At 69.9% G+C, this 16,593-nt stretch carries 13 protein-coding genes and 5 tRNA genes; 8 read left to right on the top strand and 10 right to left on the bottom strand.

Annotation, left to right across the window (positions count from 1 at the left end; genetic code table 11):
• Positions 1-78 precede the first annotated feature (78 nt).
• The 4 genes from N5875_RS18515 to N5875_RS18530 form a co-directional block, all read right to left on the bottom strand.
• A tRNA-Lys gene (locus N5875_RS18515) sits at positions 79-151 on the bottom strand.
• 192 nt (positions 152-343) lie between these two features.
• Positions 344-2,692, bottom strand: a complete 2,349-nt coding sequence (locus N5875_RS18520) for a DEAD/DEAH box helicase (protein WP_338494956.1) — start codon at positions 2,690-2,692, stop codon at positions 344-346.
• 197 nt (positions 2,693-2,889) lie between these two features.
• Complete coding sequence (locus N5875_RS18525) at positions 2,890-3,618, bottom strand: hypothetical protein (RefSeq protein ID WP_338494958.1); 729 nt, start codon at positions 3,616-3,618, stop codon at positions 2,890-2,892.
• Between the two features lie 124 nt (positions 3,619-3,742).
• Positions 3,743-4,093, bottom strand: coding sequence for a metallopeptidase family protein (locus tag N5875_RS18530; RefSeq protein ID WP_187622110.1), 351 nt, complete (start codon positions 4,091-4,093; stop codon positions 3,743-3,745).
• Between the two features lie 213 nt (positions 4,094-4,306).
• Here N5875_RS18530 and N5875_RS18535 point away from each other — a divergent pair.
• From N5875_RS18535 to N5875_RS18545, 3 genes are all read left to right on the top strand, one after another.
• A tRNA-Glu gene (locus N5875_RS18535) sits at positions 4,307-4,379 on the top strand.
• A 40-nt stretch (positions 4,380-4,419) separates the two neighbouring features.
• Positions 4,420-4,493 (top strand) — tRNA-Asp (locus N5875_RS18540).
• A gap of 22 nt (positions 4,494-4,515) precedes the next feature.
• A tRNA-Phe gene (locus N5875_RS18545) sits at positions 4,516-4,589 on the top strand.
• A gap of 102 nt (positions 4,590-4,691) precedes the next feature.
• Here the strand turns inward: N5875_RS18545 and N5875_RS18550 are convergent.
• The 3 genes from N5875_RS18550 to N5875_RS18560 form a co-directional block, all read right to left on the bottom strand.
• Positions 4,692-5,534, bottom strand: a complete 843-nt coding sequence (locus N5875_RS18550) for a cytochrome c biogenesis CcdA family protein (protein ID WP_318208422.1) — start codon at positions 5,532-5,534, stop codon at positions 4,692-4,694.
• Positions 5,531-6,400 (bottom strand): thioredoxin domain-containing protein, encoded by an 870-nt coding sequence (locus N5875_RS18555; protein ID WP_338494963.1) that lies wholly within the window; start codon positions 6,398-6,400, stop codon positions 5,531-5,533. Before N5875_RS18555 ends, N5875_RS18550 begins: the two co-directional genes overlap by 4 nt.
• 66 nt (positions 6,401-6,466) lie before the next feature.
• Positions 6,467-6,817: a hypothetical protein gene (locus N5875_RS18560; protein WP_318208420.1), complete on the bottom strand. Its 351-nt coding sequence runs from the start codon at positions 6,815-6,817 to the stop codon at positions 6,467-6,469.
• Positions 6,818-6,922: 105 nt separating this feature from the next.
• On the opposite strand from N5875_RS18560, the gene hrpA reads away from it, so the two are divergent.
• The 3 genes from hrpA (at position 6,923) to N5875_RS18575 (ending at position 11,409) form a co-directional block, all read left to right on the top strand.
• A complete protein-coding gene (hrpA, locus tag N5875_RS18565) occupies positions 6,923-10,861 on the top strand; it encodes an ATP-dependent RNA helicase HrpA (protein WP_318208419.1) in 3,939 nt (1,312 codons plus the stop codon).
• Positions 10,862-10,947: 86 nt separating this feature from the next.
• Positions 10,948-11,021, top strand: a tRNA-Asp gene (locus N5875_RS18570).
• A gap of 127 nt (positions 11,022-11,148) precedes the next feature.
• Entirely contained in the window at positions 11,149-11,409 is a 261-nt protein-coding gene (locus N5875_RS18575; protein ID WP_338494966.1) for a DUF6274 family protein, read from the top strand.
• 341 nt (positions 11,410-11,750) lie between these two features.
• Here N5875_RS18575 and bldC read toward each other — a convergent pair whose 3' ends face one another.
• Both bldC and N5875_RS18585 read right to left on the bottom strand, forming a co-directional pair.
• Positions 11,751-11,957, bottom strand: a complete 207-nt coding sequence (gene bldC, locus N5875_RS18580) for a developmental transcriptional regulator BldC (RefSeq protein WP_003949541.1) — start codon at positions 11,955-11,957, stop codon at positions 11,751-11,753.
• Between the two features lie 581 nt (positions 11,958-12,538).
• Positions 12,539-13,483: a hypothetical protein gene (locus tag N5875_RS18585; RefSeq protein ID WP_338494968.1), complete on the bottom strand. Its 945-nt coding sequence runs from the start codon at positions 13,481-13,483 to the stop codon at positions 12,539-12,541.
• A gap of 155 nt (positions 13,484-13,638) precedes the next feature.
• Here N5875_RS18585 and N5875_RS18590 point away from each other — a divergent pair, with 155 nt between their 5' ends.
• Positions 13,639-14,730 carry a Glu/Leu/Phe/Val dehydrogenase dimerization domain-containing protein gene (locus N5875_RS18590; protein WP_338494970.1) on the top strand — a complete coding sequence of 364 codons (1,092 nt, stop codon included), beginning with the start codon at positions 13,639-13,641 and terminating at the stop codon, positions 14,728-14,730.
• Positions 14,731-15,053: 323 nt separating this feature from the next.
• Positions 15,054-15,308 carry a DUF3073 domain-containing protein gene (locus tag N5875_RS18595; protein WP_030318267.1) on the top strand — a complete coding sequence of 85 codons (255 nt, stop codon included), beginning with the start codon at positions 15,054-15,056 and terminating at the stop codon, positions 15,306-15,308.
• Between the two features lie 161 nt (positions 15,309-15,469).
• Here N5875_RS18595 and purM read toward each other — a convergent pair whose 3' ends face one another.
• Entirely contained in the window at positions 15,470-16,537 is a 1,068-nt protein-coding gene (gene purM / locus N5875_RS18600) for a phosphoribosylformylglycinamidine cyclo-ligase (RefSeq protein ID WP_318208415.1), read from the bottom strand.
• Positions 16,538-16,593 lie beyond the last annotated feature (56 nt).

The following is a 16,593-nucleotide window of genomic DNA, read 5'->3' on the forward strand; positions in this document are numbered from 1 at the left end:
CGGAAACGCCCCGACCGGTCGAAACCGGTCGGGGCGCTTCTCGGCAGCTCGGAGACCGAAACCCCCGCCTGCCACACGTAGGCCGTGTGGGACTCGAACCCACAACCAACGGATTAAAAGTCCGCTGCTCTGCCAATTGAGCTAACGGCCCGTGGACAAGCACACCCGTGCAGCATAGCCCGAGAGATCCCCCGAACCGATCGGGTATACGCGTATGGCTCGGGGCCCGTCCTCATGCCGGCCGCCCCCGCACGCCGAAAGCGACGTTCGAGCCTGTTCAAAGCGGCAGGGCCCGTACGTCACCGAAGTGTCGTACGGGCCCTGCTCAGAGTGCTACGTGAGGTCAGCCGTTGCGCTTCCAGCGCGGCTTGTCGTCGCGGCGGCCGAAGGAGCCACCGGTCGAGCCGGTCGAGCCGGTCGAGCCGGTGCCGCGGTGGTCGTCACGACGGCCGTACGGGCGGTCGCCGCCACCCGAGCGGAAGCCGCCGGCGGGGCGGTCGTCACGACGGTCGCGGTTGAACGGACGGTCGCTGCCACGGTGGCCGCCGGTCGGACGGTCGTTGTCACGACGCTCGAAAGAACGGCCGCCACGGTCATCGCGGTTGAAGCCACCCGAGGGGCGGTCGTCACGACGGAAACCACCGGACGGACGGTCGTTGTCACGACGCTCGAAAGAACGGCCGCCACGGTCGTCACGGTTGAAGCCACCCGAGGGGCGGTCGTCACGACGGAAACCACCGGACGGACGGTCGTTGTCACGACGCTCGAAAGAACGGCCGCCACGGTCATCGCGGTTGAAGCCACCCGAGGGGCGGTCGTCACGACGGAAACCACCGGACGGACGGTCGTTGTCACGACGCTCGAAAGAACGGCCACCACGGTCATCGCGGTTGAAGCCACCCGAGGGGCGGTCGTCACGACGGAAACCACCGGACGGACGGTCGTTGTCGCGGCGGAACCCGCCACGGTCGCCACCACGGTCACCGCCGCGGAAGCCACCGCGGTCACCACGGTCGTCGCGGTTGAAGCCGCCACGGTCACGGCGCTCGTAGTTGCCCCGCTCGTCGCGGGCCGGGCGCTCCTCGCGGCGCTGCTCCTCGGCGCGGGCGGCGCGCTCGGCCTCCACGGCGGCGGCCGCGACCTCGGCGTCGGCGGCCTCGGTCACCTCGGCGACAGCGGCCTCGGGGTCCTCGCCACGCTCACGGGCGGCGCGGGCCACCAGACGGTCGGCCTCCTCGCGGAGCTCGACGGCGCGGCGCTGCAGGCGCTCCAGCTGCTTGGTCAGGTCGACGACCTCGCGCTCGGCCTGCTTGGCCGAGTTGTTCGCCGAGTCGGCCTGGACCTCGGTCAGCGAACGGGCGCCGGTGATCTCGGCGACCTCGGGGTCGAAGACGCCCGAACCGCCGACCATGTGGCGCGAGGCGTCGACGCCCGCGTCCTCCATCAGGCGGAAGATCTGACGGCGCTGGTGCGGCAGGGCCAGGGAGACCACGACACCGGAGCGGCCGGCACGGGCGGTACGGCCCGAACGGTGCAGGTAGTCCTTGTGGTCGCCGGCCGGGTCCACGTTGAGGACCAGGTCGATGCCGTCGACGTGGATGCCTCGGGCGGCGACGTCGGTCGCCACGAGGGCGTTGACGTAACCCTTCTTGAAGTCCTCCAGGACGCGGGTACGGGCGCCCTGCGTCATGCCACCGTGCAGCGCGTCGGCCTTCACGCCGGAGTCGCACAGCTGCTCGGCGATGCGGTCGGCGCCCAGCTGGGTGCGGACGAAGATGATCGTGCGGCCCTTGCGGGCGGCGATCGCCGCGGTGACCGGGGCCTTGTCCTTCGGCTTCACGACGAGGACGTGGTGGGTCATGGTCGTGACGTTGCCCTGCGCGCTGTCGACCTCGTGCGTGACGGGGTCGGTCAGGTAGCGCTTGACCAGGGTGCCGATCTCGTTCTCCATGGTGGCGGAGAAGAGCATGCGCTGGCCGCCGCCGGGGATCTGGTCGAGCAGCTCGGTGACCTCGGGCAGGAAGCCCAGGTCGGCCATCTGGTCGGCCTCGTCGAGGACGGCGATCTTGACCTGCTCCAGGGAGCAGGCGCCGCGGTTGATGATGTCGCGCAGACGGCCCGGGGTGGCGACGAGGACGTCGACGCCGCGCTCCAGCGCGTAGATCTGGTTGCCCATCGACGTACCGCCGCAGACGACCTTCATCTTGAGGCCGAGCACGTCGCCGTACGGCTGGAGGGCGTCCGCGACCTGCATCGCGAGCTCACGCGTCGGCGTGAGGATGATGCCGCGGGGCTTCTTCTTCTCGGTGTGACCGTCGGCCAGGCCGGCGAGCAGCGGCAGACCGAAGGAGAGGGTCTTGCCGGAGCCGGTACGGCCACGGCCCAGGATGTCCTTGCCGGCCAGGGCGTCCGGGATGGTCGCCGCCTGGATCGGGAAGGGGGTGGTCACGCCGTTCTGCGCGAGCTTGCGCACGACGCCGTCCGGCAGACCGAGGTCGCCGAAGGTGATGGTGGGCTCGGCGGGCTCCTCGACGGAGTCGTCGGAACCGTCGACGTCCGTGTCGATGTCGAGGGCCTCTACGGCCTCGGCGAGGTCGTCGGTGTCGATCTCGACGATCGCGACAGCCTCGGCGGCGTCGACGATCTCGTCGTTCTCGGGCATGACGGCGTGGTCAGAACTGAAAATGGACATGCGAAATGCGAAACCTTCCGGAGTCTCGGCACGCGCCCGTCAACTCCGTGATTTCGCAAACGACCGCCTCAATGCGGTCAGCCACGGCTAGGGAGAGTACGCGCCACGCGGCGCTCTTCTGTGTCGGCGCCGGGCAATGGGATCAAACGATCTACCACCATACGCACCCTCCCCCACCTATGGCAAATCGGACTCCCTCACACCGGTCCGACCTGCGGAGACGCCGCCGGCTCCGGGGGCGCTCCCGGCCCGTCCGCCGCGCGCATCGCACCCATCTGCGGCTCGGATCCGGACGTCGGTGGATCGGTCGGGTTGGACGTCGGCTCCGGCGTCGGCTCGGGGGTCGGGTTGGACGTCGGCTCGGGCGTCGGTTCCGGGGTCGGCTCGGGCTCCGGGTCCGACGTCGGCGTGGGCTCGCCACCGCCGGGCCCGCCGGAGCCGCCGCCGTTCGCCCCGCCGCCGTTTCCGCCGCCGCTCCCGTTCCCGTCGCCGCCGCCCGCGCCACCGCCGCCGTCGCCGTTCCCGGCGGAGCCGCCCGCGCCGCCGCCGGGGCCGCCGGGGCCGCCCGTCGGGTGCGGCTTCGACGGGCCGCCGGGCCCGCCCGGACCCTCCACGGGCAGCACCGCGCCCGTGGAGGGCTTCGCCGTGCCCGAGGGAGAGCCGCTCGGCACCGGGGACTCCGTACCGGAGCCGGCCACGTCGGGGCCGCCGGCGTCCGGCCGGCCGTTCCCCGAGCCGCCGTCGCCGCCGGGCTCCCCGGCCGCGCCGCCGCCGGACTCGGTCGCCACGCCCCGCTTCCCGCCGGACGCGCCGGGCGCCGGCTTCGCCCCCTCGTCACTCACACTCATACAGCCGCTCAGACCGGCACAGGCCGCGACGGCCAGCGCGGCGGCGGCCCAGCTGACACGGGTGGGCAAATGGCGCACGGGGGCACCTCCAGGACACGACAGGCAGGAACGGAACGCGTTGCACTGCCCAACTCCCTCGGCGCCACAAGGGACACGCCCGAACGGGTCCGAGCGTCGAACACGCCTCGGACGCCGGGCCGGCTCAGCCGTAGCCCAGCGCGTGCAGCCGCTCGTCGTCGATGCCGAAGTGGTGGGCGATCTCGTGCACCACCGTGATCTCGGTCTCCGCGACCACGTCCTCGCGCGACTCGCACATCCGCAGCGTCGGCCCCCGGTAGATCGTGATCCGGTCCGGCAGCACACCGGCGTACCACTCACCGCGCTCGGTCAGCGGCGTCCCCTCGTAGAGCCCGAGCAGGTCGGGATCGTCCGGGGCGGGCTCGTCCTCCACGAACACCGCGACGTTGTCCATCAGCCGCGTCAGCTCCGGCGGAATCCGGTCCAGGGCCTCGGCGACCAGTTCTTCGAACTCCTCGCGCGTCATCTCCAGCACGCGCCCATTGTCCCCCGCGCGCATTCGGTTTGGTCGAGGTCCAGCGGTCGTAGTACAGTCTGCTCGTGCCCAAGGGCGCCGGTCAGGGCTTGACCGTCCGAAGGTTCCGCAAGGAACCGAGGAGAAGCGGAACCTTCGGGGGAAGCGGAGTCACATGCTTCTCACGTCCCCCTGGGGCCGCACGGACGAAGCAGAGAGCAGTACAGGCTACACGCCCTCATCGTCTAGTGGCCCAGGACGCCGCCCTTTCAAGGCGGTAGCACGGGTTCGAATCCCGTTGGGGGCACGCAGTACCGTGTGCGAGACTAGTGATCGCACACAAGCTTGGCTCTGTGGAGCAGTTGGTTAGCTCGCCACCCTGTCAAGGTGGAGGTCGCGGGTTCAAGTCCCGTCAGAGTCGCTGAAGCTGGAAACAGCTTCGTGGCTGGGTAGCTCAGTTGGTACGAGCGATCGCCTGAAAAGCGATAGGTCGCCGGTTCGACCCCGGCCCCAGCCACAAAGAGAAGGCCCCGTTCGAAAGAACGGGGCCTTCGTCGTTCCCGGGGGCGGGGGGAGACGTCCGTACGGGGAAGGGGCCGGCGCCCCCTCCCCGTATCCGTCACACCTCCTCGCGTTCCCCCGTACGGCTCCCCCGCCTTGCCCGCAGCGCGAGCACCAGCGCCACCACGGCCACCACCGCGACGAGCAGCGCCCAGTCCGGGACCGCCCGGCCGAGCGAGGACACCCGCTGCTCCACCGCGAACGAGTCGTCCACCGACAGCAGACCCGGCAGCGCGGTCGTCCCGTCGAAGACCAGGAAGAGCGTGCCGAGAGCCACGAAGAACAGGCCCGAGAGCAGCGACGTCGAGTGGAGCGTGAGCCGGCCCACCCGGAGCGGCCGGCCGCGCAGCCAGGACCGCCGGCCCAGGTCGTACCGCTCCCAGAGCAGCGCGAGCACGAACAGCGGAACGGCCATGCCGAGCGCGTACACGGCGAGGAGCAGCCCCCCGTACGCCGGGCTGCCGCTCAGCGCCGCCACCGTCAGGACGCTGCCGAGGATCGGGCCCGCGCAGAAGCCCGCGAGGCCGTAGACCAGGCCGAGGGCGTAGACGGAGAGCGCGGACGTGGGCCGGATGCGGCCGCTCGCCTCGGCGATCCGCCGGGAGGCGAAGCCCAGGCCGAGGATCTGGAGGACGCCGAGGCCGATGATCAGCCAGCCGCCGACGGTGACCAGCAGGTCCCGGTGGCCGTAGAAGAGGCGGCCCGCGAAGGAGCCGGCCGCGCCGAGCGGGACGAGGGTGGTGGCCAGCCCCGCGTAGAGGATGCCGGTCCTGGCCACCAGCTTCGCGCGCGTGTCGATCGAATACGCGAAGAAGGCCGGCAGGAGCAGGGCGCTGCACGGGCTGAGCAGGGCGAGCAGCCCGCCGAGGAAGGCCGCGAAATAGCCGATGCCGGAGGTCACTGCCCGGCACCGGTCTCGGCGGCCTCGCCCGACGCGCCCGACGCGGACGGCTCCGACGGCTTCGGCGACTTCGGCGACTTCGGCGACTTCGGCGACTTCGCCTTCGCCTTCGCCGCCTTGGCCGCCGCCTCGATCGTCTCCGTGAACGTCTCCAGCGGCTGCGCGCCCGCGATGGGCCGGCCGTTGATCAGGAACGAGGGGGTGGAGGTGGCGCCGAGGGAGTAGCCCTGCTCCTGGTCCGCGCTCACGGCCGCGCGGGCCGCCGCCCCCTCGCTGTCCTTCGCGAACCGGGCCGCGTCGGGGACGCCCGCCTCCTTCGCCAGGGCCGCGATCCGGTCCTTGCCGAAGCCCTTCTCCTTGGCGCCCTCCGCGTAGGCGGCCTTGTGGAACTCCCAGAACCGGCCCTGCTGCCCGGCGGCCCAGGACGCGCGGGCGACCGCCTCGGACTCCTCGCCGAAGATCGGGAAGTTCCGCCACTCGATGCGCAGGGTGCCGTTGTCGACGTACTTCTTCACCAGCACCGGCTCGGTGTCCCGGGCGAACTTCCCGCAGTAGCCGCATTTGAAGTCGGCGTACTCGATGAGCACGACGGGCGCGTCGGCGCGGCCGAGGGCGAGCTTGTCGGAGGCGTCGCGGCGGGCGTACGCCTCCAGTTCGGCGTAGACACCGGCGGACGGGTCGGCGGACACCTCGGCGACGGAGGAGGAACCGGCGGCGCCGGGGGACGCGGGCCGGGTGGCGGTGTACGAGACGACGCCGAGCAGCACGGCGGCGAGGGCCACCCCGGAGACGACGACGATCGGCTTGGACTTGGACTTGGGCTTGGGCTTGGACTTGGGCTTGGACTTGGACTTGGGCTTGGACATGCGGAAGCGCTCCTGAGGAGAAAGAGGAGAAAAGGGGGATGAGGACGGCGGAGGACGGCCGTCCGTCTAGACCCTCAGGACCGACAGCTCCACGGGAGACAGGGGTACGCGCGCGGGTGGCTCCCGTCCCGCCGACACGCCCCGGCTGGGCGAATGCTGTTCCCGGACCCGGCACGGGGTCCGGTCGGCGGCCAGGGCCGGCAGCAGTTCGGCGAAGCCGTGCGCGCGTGGGGGTACGACGGGACCGGCGGCCCCTTCGTCGACGGGGTGGCCCGGGTCGCAGCCGGGGACGGCGGCGCCCAGGACGACCGGGGCCGTCCCCGCGGGGGTGACCGTCGTCGCACCGCACACCAGGAGTCCCAGGACCATCGCCACGAGCGCGGCCAACGCCACCGGCACGCGGGTGGTGCGGAACATGCGAAACCTCTCCGGTCCGGTCGACGTGTCCGAAATAGTACGCACCTCGTGGTCCAGGAAATCGGTTCGCCGCTTCTCGGCCGCAGGTGCGATCCTGGACTCCGTATGTCTACTTCCTTCGCCGCCCTCCAGTCCGTCCTGGCCGAGGTCTCGCTGCGGGACTCCCACCGGCTCGGCCGCCGTCTCGAAGGCGCCCGCCGCATCCGCAAGCCCGAGGCCCGCGCGGCCGTCCTGGACGAGATCGCCGTCGAGGCGGCCAAGGCCAAGGAGCGCGTCGACGGGCGCGCCTCCCGCGTGCCCGCGGTCACGTATCCCGAGCAGCTGCCCGTCTCGCAGAAGAAGGACGAGATCCTGGAGGCGATACGCGACCACCAGGTCGTGATCGTCGCCGGTGAGACGGGTTCGGGAAAGACCACCCAGATCCCGAAGATCTGCCTGGAGCTCGGCCGGGGCGTCCGGGGCATGATCGGGCACACCCAGCCCCGCCGGATCGCGGCCCGCACGGTGGCCGAGCGGGTCGCCGAGGAGCTGAGGACCCCGCTCGGCGAGGCCGTCGGCTGGAAGGTCCGCTTCACCGACCAGGTGAACCCCGACGCGACCTTCGTGAAGCTGATGACGGACGGCATCCTGCTCGCCGAGATCCAGACGGACCGCGAGCTGCGCGCCTACGACACGATCATCATCGACGAGGCCCACGAGCGGTCCCTCAACATCGACTTCCTGCTCGGCTATCTGGCCCAGCTGCTCCCGAAGCGCCCCGACCTCAAGGTCGTGATCACCTCGGCGACCATCGACCCGGAGCGTTTCTCCCGCCACTTCGGCGACGCCCCGATCGTCGAGGTCTCCGGCCGTACGTATCCGGTCGAGGTCCGCTACCGCCCCCTCCTGGAGGAGGACTCCGAGGAGAGCGACCGCGACCAGATCACCGCGATCTGCGAGGCCGTCGACGAGCTCCAGTCCGAGGGTCCCGGCGACGTCCTGGTCTTCCTCTCGGGCGAGCGCGAGATCCGTGACACCGCGGACGCGCTCCTCAAGCGGCAGCTGCGCAACACCGAGGTCCTCCCGCTCTACGCCCGGCTGAGCCACGCCGAGCAGCACCGGGTCTTCCAGGCGCACTCCGGCCGCCGGATCGTCCTCGCGACGAACGTCGCCGAGACGTCCCTGACCGTCCCCGGCATCAAGTACGTGGTCGATCCGGGCACCGCCCGCATCTCCCGCTACTCGCACCGGACCAAGGTGCAGCGGCTGCCGATCGAGCCGGTCAGCCAGGCCAGCGCCAACCAGCGCAAGGGCCGCTGCGGCCGTACGTCCGACGGCATCTGCATCCGGCTGTACTCGGAGGACGACTTCCTCTCACGGCCGGAGTTCACGGACGCCGAGATCCTCCGTACGAACCTGGCTTCCGTCATCCTCCAGATGACCGCGGCCGGCCTCGGCGAGATCGAGAAGTTCCCCTTCATCGACCCGCCGGACCACCGGAACATCCGGGACGGCGTGCAGCTCCTCCAGGAGCTGGGCGCGATCGACCCGACGGAGAAGGATCCGAAGAAGCGGCTGACGCAGCAGGGGCGGAAGCTCTCCCAGCTGCCCGTCGACCCGCGGCTCGCCCGGATGGTCCTGGAGGCCGACAAGAACGGCTGCGTCCGCGAGGTCATGGTGATCGCGGCCGCCCTCTCCATCCAGGACCCGCGCGAGCGGCCGGCGGAGAAGCAGGCGCAGGCCGATCAGCAGCACGCCCGGTTCAAGGACGAGACGAGCGACTTCCTCGCCTTCCTGAACATGTGGCGGTACATCCGTGAGCAGCAGAAGGAGCGGGGTTCCAGCTCCTTCCGCCGGATGTGCAAGCAGGAGTACCTGAACTTCCTGCGCATCCGCGAGTGGCAGGACATCTACGCGCAGCTGCGGACGGTCGCGAAGCAGCTGGGCATCCATGTGAACGAGGAGGACGCGCCGGAGCAGTCCGTCCACATCTCGCTCCTCGCGGGTCTCCTCAGCCACATCGGCATGAAGGACGTGAAGGACGGCGCGAAGAACGACTACCTGGGCGCCCGCAGCGCCAAGTTCGCGATCTTCCCCGGTTCCGCGCTCTTCAAGAAGCCCCCGCGCTTCGTCATGTCCGCCGAGCTGGTGGAGACCTCGCGCCTCTGGGCCCGGGTCAACGCGCGCGTGGAGCCCGAGTGGATCGAGCCGCTCGCCCAGCACCTGGTGAAGAAGACGTACAGCGAGCCGCACTGGGAGAAGGACCAGGCGGCCGTGATGGCCTTCGAGAAGGTGACGCTGTACGGCGTCCCGATCATCGCCGACCGCAAGGTCAACTACGGCCGGATCGACCCCGAGGTCTCCCGCGACCTGTTCATCAGGAACGCGCTGGTCGAGGGCGACTGGCGGACCCACCACAAGTTCTTCGCGGACAACCGCAAGCTCCTCACCGAGGTCGAGGAGCTGGAACACCGCGCGCGGCGCCGGGACATCCTGGTCGACGACGAGACGCTCTTCGACTTCTACGACAAGCGCGTCCCCGAACACGTCGTGTCCGGAGCCCACTTCGACTCCTGGTGGAAGCACAAGCGCCACGAGGAACCCGAGTTCCTCGACTTCGAGCGCGAGATGCTCATCAACGAGAAGGCCGCCGGGGTCACCAAGGACGACTATCCGGACTCCTGGCGGCAGGGTCCGCTGAAGTTCCGGGTGACGTACCAGTTCGAGCCCGGCGCGGACGCCGACGGCGTGACCGTCCACGTCCCTCTCCAGGTGCTCAACCAGGTGACGGACGAGGGCTTCGAGTGGCAGATCCCGGGTCTGCGGGCTGAGGTTGTCACCGAGCTGATCCGCTCCCTGCCGAAGCCGATCCGCCGGCACTACGTGCCCGCGCCGAACTTCGCGAGCCGCTTCCTGGACGTCGTCGTGCCCGTGCAGGAGCCGCTGGACGGCGCGCTCGCCCGCGAGCTGCAGCGGATGGTCGGGGTGCCGGTGACGGCCGAGGACTTCGACTGGGCGAAGGTCCCCGAGCACCTCAAGGTGACGTTCCGGATCGTCGACGAGCGGCGCAGGAAGCTCGCCGAGGACAAGGACCTGGAGACGCTGCGGCTGAAGCTGCGCCCGAAGGCCCGTAAGGCCCTCTCCCAGGCCGCTGCGGCGGCCACCGGGGGTCCGGACGGCTCCGGGCCCTCGCTGGAGCGCACGGGGCTCACGGACTGGACGATCGGGACGCTGACGAAGGTCTTCGAGACCAAGAGGGGCGGGCAGCCGGTCAAGGCGTACCCGGCGCTGGTGGACGAGGGCGCGACCGTCGCCGTACGGCTCTTCGACACGGAGGCCGAGCAGCAGCTCGCGATGTGGCGGGGCACCCGGAAGCTGATCATGCTGAACATCCCGGTGAACCCGGCGAAGTTCGCCTCGGACAAGCTGACCAACCAGCAGAAGCTGGCCCTGTCGTCGAACCCGCACGGCTCGATCCAGGCCCTCTTCGACGACTGCGCCACCGCGGCGGCCGACAAGCTGATCGCGGAGCACGGCGGTCCGGCGTGGGACGAGGAGTCGTTCCGGAAGCTGTACGACAAGGTCCGCGCGGACCTCGTGGACACGACCGTGCGGACGGTGGGCCAGGTCCAGCAGATCCTGGCGGCCTGGCAGGCGTGCGAGCGCCGGCTGAAGTCGACGAACAGCCTGGCGCTGATCAACAACCTGACCGACGTGCGCGCCCAGCTGGCGTGGCTGATGCCGGCCGGTTTCGTCACCCGTACGGGTCTGAGGCGGCTCCCGGACCTGATGCGCTATCTGGTGGCGGTGGACCGGCGGCTCCAGCAGATGCCGACCGGGGTCCAGCGGGACACCACCCGGATGGAGAAGGTCCAGGAGATGCTCGACGAGTACGCCTGGCTGCTCGAACAGCTCCCCAAGGGCCGCCCGGTGCCGTCCGAGGTCACCGACATCCGCTGGATGATCGAGGAGCTGCGGGTGAGCTACTTCGCCCATGCGCTCGGCACGGCGCACCCCGTCTCGGACAAGCGGATCGTGAAGGCGATCGACGCGGCCGCCCCGTAGCGGGGTGTTGCCGTCGGTGAGTTCGACCGGACCGCTGACCTGCTGTACAGTCTCTCTCGCAGCCGCTTCTCAGGGGTTGCGACCAAGGTCCTGTGGAGCAGTTGGTTAGCTCGCCACCCTGTCAAGGTGGAGGTCGCGGGTTCAAGTCCCGTCAGGATCGCTTCCAGGAAAGGCCCGCATCGTGAGATGCGGGCCTTTCTTTGTGTTCCCGTGTCTTGACGGGGCCACAGGCCCGCCGGTACCCCGGACATCAGGGATTCGGGGGCCCACACCGGAGGTGGTCGCGCATGGCCGCGGCGTCCGCAGCACGGCACGAGACGAGAGCACTGCTGCGCGCCCATCTGGCGGCCGCGTCGCGGTACGGACACCTCACCCGCCACTGCGTGGTCTGCCATCGCCTCCTGCGGCTCTCCATGGACCTTCCGGAGCTCTCGGAGCCCTCAGGCCTTCCGGAGCTCCCGGAGTCGGGGGAAGGGTCCGGGGAGCCGGCGGAAGGGCCCGAGGGGCCGGCGGACGACAGTGAGGACGAAAGTCCCACCGACCCATGACCAACGGCGGGTTGAGGCCGTTCCGGGGAGTGGGAGGCTGTTCTTTGGCAAGAGTTCGCCAGTGTGACGGGAGTCACTGAAGCAGTTTCAGAAACCGCTTCACTTACACCCTCCCTACACGGGCCCGATTTAATATGTGCAATTGCACCGCCCTCCGAAGAGTGACGCCGGGCACAAAAGAAGATCGCGCCAGACCCGGCGGAGTCCAGCGCGATCGATGACGAAGGCCTGTTGGGGCAGGAATCCGTCGGCAGAGCTAGGTGTGGGCGACCGGATTGGGGGATCCGGACAGGCCCGGTGTTACGGGGTACTGCGGGGTACTACGGGGTGTTTGCGCGACCTCAGGCCTCGCTGCGCTGCTGCGGAATACCCGCCAGCAGAGCGCGAACCTCAGCTTCGCGGTACCGGCGATGCCCACCCAGGGTGCGGATGGACGTGAGCTTCCCGGCCTTCGCCCAACGGGTCACCGTCTTCGGGTCCACGCGGAACATCGTGGCAACCTCGGCAGGGGTCAGCAGCGGCTCGGCATCAGGGGTGCGAGCGGTCATGAGCGGCCTCCTCGGGAGAACCGAACCTTCTCGGTTCTTTCCTCTAAATTCTGCACCTTGACCCGCGTTGCCCGAAATGGCAGAAGCGGGCCGAGTCGGTTATAGGACGAACGGCTTGTCCTCGGCACTACAACTACACCATCCGTCCAGCCACGTCGGCCAAACCGATGGAATTGCCCTCGCAGGTGTTCATCAGCGGCGGAAGTCGATGGACCATGCCATAACGGACAGTCACGCCACTGTGACGATCAGTCACAGAGCGATCAGGAGTCCTCAGACCCCCCATAGAGTGCAATGCTGAGCGTTCCGCCCATAGATGGACGGAAGGAACCCTCCCCGGACTCCTTGTCCTATTTTGGCACGAGGGTGGGCGATGGGCGCAAGGGTGCGTTACGTGCTGTCCGTCACGCTTGAGCCAAAGGCCCGGATCGGGACCAACGTCCCCGCCCGGCGGGTGCCGAAGGACCCGACACCCCCGGCAATCAAAACCGGGCAGGCGGTATCCGGACAGCCCTGAAGATCATTTACACCCGTCGGACATGTCTTGTCGATACCGACCTGACGAAGATGCCCGACTGATGTCAATTCGCGAAGCGAAGATCCCTGACCGTCCGCCAGCGCTCCGCGAGCCGCCCGTACGCTTCGCTCGCCCGCTCGCCGTCGCCGGACCGCAGCGCCGCGATGCCCTCCGCCAGCTGCGCCGCCGACCGGTCCGCCGCCAGCCACTCCTCCGGGACCGCGTGCACCAGACCACCGAAGTCCAGCTCCACGAGCGCCCGCGGATGAAACTCCTCCAGCCAGCGCCCCACCTCGATCAGGCCCTCCGTCATCGGACCGTCGTCGATCGACTCCCGCAGGGCCCGCAGCGCCCGCGCGAGACGGCGGCGCGCCTGCGCCATCGTCGTCCGGTAGCGCAGCACCGGAGCCTTCCCCGGGCCGCCCGCAGCCGGGCCACCCGCAGCCGGGCCACCCGCGCCCGCACCGGACGCCCCCGCGCCGCCCGCACCCGCGCCGGACGTACCCGCACCTGACGGCCGCTCCCCCGGCTCGTACTCCCGGTCCTCGTCCCCGAAGAGCGCGAACCAGCGCAGCGGCACCTGCCAGACCGCCGTACGGATCCACGGACGCGCGTCCGGGTTCCTGCTCAGCCACCGCTCGTAGTCGCTCTCCACCTGGACGCGCACGACCGGCGGCAGCATCGCGTCGAGCACCGGATCCGGGAACTGGCCGGCCAGCTCCTGGAGCGCCAGCCAGCCCCGCAGCCGGGTCCGCCACGGGCAGATCACCACCACCCCGTCCAGCCGGGCGACGAAGGCCTCCCCGCTCTCGTGGACCGGCACCGGGACCGGCGGTGTCGGCAGCAGGTCGGCCAGCGAGCGCCGCAGCTCGTCCTGCGCCCCCGGAGTGCGCGGCCGGCGGGCGTACCGGTCCCAGTGGGTCCGCTCCGGCTCGGGGAACGCGGCCAGCGGCTCGTACACCCGCAGATAGGACGCATAGGGGATGAGGACCGAGGAAGCGACCGACATGTCGCGAATCCTTCCACGGAGGTACTCCGGGAGGGGGTGATCCTGAGCACTGCCGCCGATCTACGCCCAGGTAGGACTTACTCTCGTGCCGAACTGGTCCTCCCCCACCCGCAGGGAGGTCCGCAACCGCCGCTTCGTACTTGGGAGTCACCACCGTGACCGATGTGACCGGCGTTCCTGCTGATGTACTGCACACCCTGTTCCATTCGGAGCAGGGTGGCCACGAGCAAGTCGTGCTCTGCCAGGACCGCGCCACCGGCCTCAAGGCCGTCATCGCCCTCCACTCCACCGCCCTGGGCCCCGCCCTCGGCGGCACCCGCTTCTACCCGTACGCCACCGAGGCCGCGGCCGTCGCCGACGCCCTCAACCTGGCCCGCGGCATGTCGTACAAGAACGCCATGGCCGGTCTCGACCACGGCGGCGGCAAGGCCGTCATCATCGGCGACCCGGAGAAGATCAAGACGGAGGAGCTCCTCCTCGCCTACGGGCGCTTCGTCGCCTCCCTCGGCGGCCGGTACGTCACGGCCTGCGACGTCGGCACCTACGTGGCCGACATGGACGTCGTCGCCCGCGAGAACCAGTGGACCACCGGCCGCTCCCCCGAGAACGGCGGCGCCGGCGACTCCTCCGTCCTCACCGCCTTCGGTGTCTTCCAGGGCATGCGCGCCTCCGCGCAGACCCTCTGGGGCGACCCGACGCTGCGCGGCCGCAAGGTCGGCGTCGCGGGCGTCGGCAAGGTCGGCCACTACCTCGTCGAGCACCTCCTGGAGGACGGCGCCGAGGTCGTCATCACCGATGTGCGCGAGGAGTCGGTGCGCCGGATCACCGACAAGCACCCGCAGGTCACCGTCGTCGCCGACACCGAGGCGCTGATCCGCGTCGAGGGTCTCGACATCTACGCGCCCTGCGCGCTGGGCGGCGCCCTGAACGAGGAGACCGTCCCGTTCATCACCGCGAGCATCGTCTGCGGCGCGGCCAACAACCAGCTCGCCCACCCGGGCATCGAGAAGGACCTCGTGGAGCGCGGGATCCTCTACGCGCCCGACTACGTGGTCAACGCCGGTGGCGTGATCCAGGTCGCCGACGAGCTGCACGGCTTCGACTTCGACCGCTGCAAGAAGAAGGCGACGAAGATCTTCGACACCACGCTCGAAATCTTCGCACGTGCGAAGGCTGACGGGATTCCGCCGGCCGCGGCGGCCGACCGGATCGCCGAGCAGCGGATGGCGGACGCGCGACGCGCCTGAGCCGTACCGGGGACCGACCCGTCGCGGGGGCGACCGTGAGGAGTCCGTGGGAGGGCCATGGAGCGACCACGGAGAGACTTCGCTCACGCCCCTCGGCGGGTCGGGCCTCAAGAAGAGGTTAAAATCGCGATTGACCAGCGAGGAAAGGGCACCTCGATGGTTCTGTACCGGGGTATGTGATGCGCGCGGCGTACCGTAGACCCTCGGAAACAGGTACCGTTGAAGCCCTACGGACCGGTCTCTCTGTCGAGAGCCCGTTCCGAATCATGAACGCGTGTCAAGACTCTGGGGCCACCGAGCCCCGTCACCGAGGGGGTCGAGCCATGGGGCGCGGCCGGGCAAAGGCCAAGCAGACCAAGGTCGCCCGCCAGCTGAAGTACAGCAGCGGCGGGACGGACCTGACGCGTCTGGCCAATGAGCTGGGCGCTTCGACTTCGAACCAGCCGCCGAATGGCGAGCCGTTCGAGGACGACGACGAGGAAGACGACCCGTACGCCCAGTACGCGGATCTCTATAACGAGGACGACGAGGACGAGGACGACGAGTCCGGTCCGAGCGCGTCCCCGCGTCGCGCTTGACCTTCTGAATCGCACCACAGAAACCCGGTCCGGGATCACCCGGCCGGGTTTCTGTGCTGTCCGCGTGCCGTACGGGCGCTCTGTACGACGAAAAGAACGGGGCGCTCCCTCAAGGGGCGCCCCGTTCTTTTCGTACCGCTGAGAGTTACTTCGCGACGCCTCTAGTTCGCATACGTCCCGACGAGCTCCGCGCCCGTGGTGTGCGCGCCGCGCTCGGTGATCTCGCCCGCGACCCAGGACTCGACGCCCCGGTCCGCCAGCGTCGTCAGGGCCGCGTCCACGAAGTCGGCCGGTACGACCGCCATCATGCCGACACCCATGTTCAGGGTCTTCTCCAGCTCCAGACGCTCCACCTGACCGGCCTTGCCGACCAGGTCGAAGATCGCGCCCGGCGCCCAGGTCGAACGGTCGACCGTGGCGTGCAGGCCGTCCGGGATCACCCGGGCCAGGTTGGCCGCGAGACCGCCGCCCGTGATGTGGCTGAACGCGTGGACGTCCGTGGTCCGGGTGAGGGCCAGGCAGTCGAGCGAGTAGATCTTCGTCGGCTCCAGGAGCTCCTCGCCGAGCGTCCGGCCGAGCTCGTCGACCCGCTGGTCGAGGGTCATGCCGGCGCGGTCGAAGACCACGTGCCGGACGAGCGAGTACCCGTTCGAGTGAAGACCCGAGGAGGCCATGGCGATGACCGCGTCCCCCGTACGGATGCGATCGGCGCCGAGCAGCCGGTCGTGCTCCACGACTCCCGTGCCCGCGCCGGCGACGTCGAAGTCGTCCGGGCCGAGGAGGCCCGGGTGCTCCGCCGTCTCGCCGCCGACCAGCGCGCAGCCGGCCAGGACACAGCCCTCGGCGATGCCCTTGACGATGGCGGCGACCCGCTCCGGGTGGACCTTGCCGACGCAGATGTAGTCGGTCATGAAGAGCGGCTCGGCGCCGCAGACGACGATGTCGTCCATGACCATCGCGACCAGGTCGTGGCCGATCGTGTCGTACACGCCCATCTGGCGGGCGATGTCGACCTTCGTCCCGACGCCGTCGGTGGCGGAGGCGAGCAGCGGGCGCTCGTAGCGCTTGAGGGCGGAGGCGTCGAAGAGGCCGGCGAAGCCGCCGAGGCCACCGAGGACCTCGGGGCGCTGCGTCTTCTTCACCCACTCCTTCATGAGCTCGACGGCGCGGTCACCCGCCTCGATGTCGACGCCCGCGGACGCGTAGCTGGCACCAGTGGTCTCAGACATGGGTTGAGAACTTTCGTGTCGTACTGCGGGTGTGCAGCGGGGTCTTACGGGCGGCA

The organism is Streptomyces sp. SJL17-4 (assembly GCF_036826855.1).
Lineage (GTDB): Bacteria > Actinomycetota > Actinomycetes > Streptomycetales > Streptomycetaceae > Streptomyces.

Excerpts from the sequence above, each read along its gene's own strand:
- N5875_RS18595 (WP_030318267.1), top strand. The coding sequence starts at position 15,054 with ATGGGGCGCGGCCGGGCAAAGGCCAAGCAGACCAAGGTCGCCCGCCAG.
- hrpA (WP_318208419.1), top strand. The coding sequence starts at position 6,923 with ATGTCTACTTCCTTCGCCGCCCTCCAGTCCGTCCTGGCCGAGGTCTCG.
- purM (WP_318208415.1), bottom strand. The coding sequence starts at position 16,537 with ATGTCTGAGACCACTGGTGCCAGCTACGCGTCCGCGGGCGTCGACATC.
- N5875_RS18585 (WP_338494968.1), bottom strand. The coding sequence starts at position 13,483 with ATGTCGGTCGCTTCCTCGGTCCTCATCCCCTATGCGTCCTATCTGCGG.
- N5875_RS18575 (WP_338494966.1), top strand. The coding sequence starts at position 11,149 with ATGGCCGCGGCGTCCGCAGCACGGCACGAGACGAGAGCACTGCTGCGC.
- N5875_RS18555 (WP_338494963.1), bottom strand. The coding sequence starts at position 6,400 with ATGTCCAAGCCCAAGTCCAAGTCCAAGCCCAAGTCCAAGCCCAAGCCC.
- N5875_RS18560 (WP_318208420.1), bottom strand. The coding sequence starts at position 6,817 with ATGTTCCGCACCACCCGCGTGCCGGTGGCGTTGGCCGCGCTCGTGGCG.
- bldC (WP_003949541.1), bottom strand. The coding sequence starts at position 11,957 with ATGACCGCTCGCACCCCTGATGCCGAGCCGCTGCTGACCCCTGCCGAG.
- N5875_RS18520 (WP_338494956.1), bottom strand. The coding sequence starts at position 2,692 with ATGTCCATTTTCAGTTCTGACCACGCCGTCATGCCCGAGAACGACGAG.